Below are 3,371 nucleotides of genomic sequence, written 5' to 3'. Positions count from 1 at the left end.
GTGTTGTTTAGGTAAGTCCTCGGCCTATTAGTACCAGTCGACTGAACACATTACTGTGCTTACATCTCTGGCCTATCAACCCGGTGGTCTAGCCGGGGGCCTTACCCACTCTCGTGGTGGGAGACCTCATCTTGAAGCGAGCTTCCCGCTTAGATGCTTTCAGCGGTTATCCCTTCCGAACGTAGCCAACCAGCCATGCACCTGGCGGTACAACTGGCACACCAGAGGTTCGTCCGTCCCGGTCCTCTCGTACTAGGGACAGCCCTTCTCAAGTCTCCTGCGCGCACGGCGGATAGGGACCGAACTGTCTCACGACGTTCTAAACCCAGCTCGCGTACCGCTTTAATGGGCGAACAGCCCAACCCTTGGGACCACCTCCAGCCCCAGGATGCGACGAGCCGACATCGAGGTGCCAAACCATCCCGTCGATATGGACTCTTGGGGAAGATCAGCCTGTTATCCCCGGGGTACCTTTTATCCGTTGAGCGACACCGCTTCCACATGCCAGTGCCGGATCACTAGTCCCGACTTTCGTCCCTGCTCGACCTGTCAGTCTCACAGTCAAGCTCCCTTGTGCACTTACACTCAACACCTGATTGCCAACCAGGCTGAGGGAACCTTTGGGCGCCTCCGTTACCCTTTAGGAGGCAACCGCCCCAGTTAAACTACCCACCAGACACTGTCCCTGAACCGGATCACGGTCCGAGGTTAGATACCCAGATCAACCAGAGTGGTATTTCAAGATTGGCTCCACGAAGACTGGCGTCAACGCTTCACAGCCTCCCACCTATCCTACACAAGTTAAACCGGATACCAATGTCAAGCTATAGTGAAGGTCCCGGGGTCTTTCCGTCCTGCCGCGCGTAACGAGCATCTTTACTCGTAGTGCAATTTCGCCGGGCCTGTGGTTGAGACAGTGGGGAAGTCGTTACGCCATTCGTGCAGGTCGGAACTTACCCGACAAGGAATTTCGCTACCTTAGGATGGTTATAGTTACCACCGCCGTTTACTGGCGCTTAAGTTCTCAGCTTCGCCTTGCGGCTAACCGGTCCCCTTAACGTTCCAGCACCGGGCAGGCGTCAGTCCATATACAGCGTCTTACGACTTCGCATGGACCTGTGTTTTTAGTAAACAGTCGCTTCCCCCTGCTCTCTGCGACCCCACCCAGCTCCAGCCGCGAAGGCCTTCACCAGACGAGGCCCCCCTTCTCCCTAAGTTACGGGGGCAATTTGCCGAGTTCCTTAACCACAGTTCGCCCGATCGCCTCGGTATTCTCTACCTGACCACCTGTGTCGGTTTGGGGTACGGGCCGCGCACAGCTCGCTAGAGGCTTTTCTCGGCAGCATAGGATCATCGACTTCACCTGATACGGCTCGGCATCACGTCTCAGCCTCATGGCACACGGATTTACCTATGTGCCGGCCTACACGCTTACCCCAGGACTACCACCGCCTGGGCTCGACTACCTTCCTGCGTCACCCCATCGCTCAACTACTACCCACCAAGATCCCAACACGCCGTGTTCCGGTCCGAAGACCTTCCCACCTTGTGGAGGTTAGTACAGCAGGGTTCATCGCGGGCGCTGCTTTGCGGGTACGGGAATATCAACCCGTTGTCCATCGACTACGCCTCTCGGCCTCGCCTTAGGTCCCGACTCACCCAGAGCAGATTAGCTTGACTCTGGAACCCTTGGTCATCCGGCGGCAGGGTTTCTCACCCTGCATTCGCTACTCATGCCTGCATTCTCACTCGTGTGGCGTCCACGGCTAGATCACTCTGCCGCTTCACCCGCCACACGACGCTCCCCTACCCACCCACACACCTGGACCACAAGGGCCTGGTTATTGTGTGAGTGCCACAGCTTCGGCGGTGTGCTTGAGCCCCGCTACATTGTCGGCGCGGAACCACTTGACCAGTGAGCTATTACGCACTCTTTCAAGGGTGGCTGCTTCTAAGCCAACCTCCTGGTTGTCTATGCGATCCCACATCCTTTTCCACTTAGCACACGCTTAGGGGCCTTAGCTGGTGATCTGGGCTGTTTCCCTCTCGACTACGAAGCTTATCCCCCGCAGTCTCACTGCCGCGCTCTCACTTACCGGCATTCGGAGTTTAGCTGACTTCGGTAAGCTTGTGGGCCCCCTAGGCCATCCAGTAGCTCTACCTCCGGCAAGAAACACGCGACGCTGCACCTAAATGCATTTCGGGGAGAACCAGCTATCACGGAGTTTGATTGGCCTTTCACCCCTAACCACAGGTCATCCCCCAACTTTTCAACGTTGGTGGGTTCGGTCCTCCACGACGTCTTACCGTCGCTTCAACCTGCCCATGGCTAGATCACTCCGCTTCGGGTCTAGAGCATGCGACTGAACGCCCTGTTCAGACTCGCTTTCGCTACGGCTTCCCCACACGGGTTAACCTCGCCACATGCCACTAACTCGCAGGCTCATTCTTCAAAAGGCACGCCGTCACCTCGGAACAAGTCCTCAGCTCCGACGGATTGTAGGCAGACGGTTTCAGGTACTATTTCACTCCCCTCCCGGGGTACTTTTCACCATTCCCTCACGGTACTAGTCCGCTATCGGTCACCAGGTAGTATTCAGCCTTACCAGGTGGTCCTGGCAGATTCACGGCAGATTTCAGGAGTCCGCCGCTACTCGGGAACACCCACCACAGGCCTTGAACTTTCGTCTACAGGACTCTCACCCTCTACGGTCCCTCATTCCAGAGGATTCGACTAGCCCAAGGCTTTATAACTGTGCGCCGGCGTGTCAGCACCGACCGCAGGGTCCCACAACCCCGTCCACGCAACCCCTGACAGGTATCACACGCACACGGTTTAGGCTACATCCGCTTTCGCTCGCCACTACTCACGGAATCACATGTTGTTTTCTCTTCCTACGGGTACTGAGATGTTTCACTTCCCCGCGTTCCCTCCACACACCCTATGTATTCAGATGCGGGTAACCCGACATGACTCGGGCTGGGTTCCCCCATTCGGACACCCTGGGATCACAGCTTGGTTGACAGCTCCCCCAGGCCTATCGCGGCCTCCCACGTCCTTCATCGGCTCCTGGTGCCAAGGCATCCACCGTCTGCCCTTAAAAACTTACCTACACAGAGAAACAAAGATGCTCGCGTCCACTATGCACATCTCAACAAACAACCAACCCACACCCACCCTTGGAACACACACCCGAAACCAGGCAGTTTGAACCAACAGATGTGATCGGCGCCGAAGAACCAAGCTCGCGCTTGTTCCTTCAGGACCCAACAGGGTGCTAAACAATCCCACCAGCCGCACCACAGCCCGTTCCATGCGTGATCCGAAGACCCCCGCCCTACTAGGGTTAGCTGCAGCCGTTGCCGGCAAG

The 3,371-nt window shown here is 56.9% G+C and carries 1 rRNA gene; it reads right to left on the bottom strand.

Annotated features, from left to right (window positions below):
• Positions 1-7: 7 nt before the first annotated feature.
• Positions 8-3,112, bottom strand: a 23S ribosomal RNA gene (locus AB0B66_RS43600).
• Positions 3,113-3,371: the final 259 nt, after the last annotated feature.

The organism is Catellatospora sp. NPDC049111, assembly GCF_040648615.1.
Lineage (GTDB): Bacteria > Actinomycetota > Actinomycetes > Mycobacteriales > Micromonosporaceae > Catellatospora > Catellatospora aurea.
Note: the sequence above shows the minus strand (reverse complement) of the source record. Positions and strands in the feature narration are given on the sequence as shown.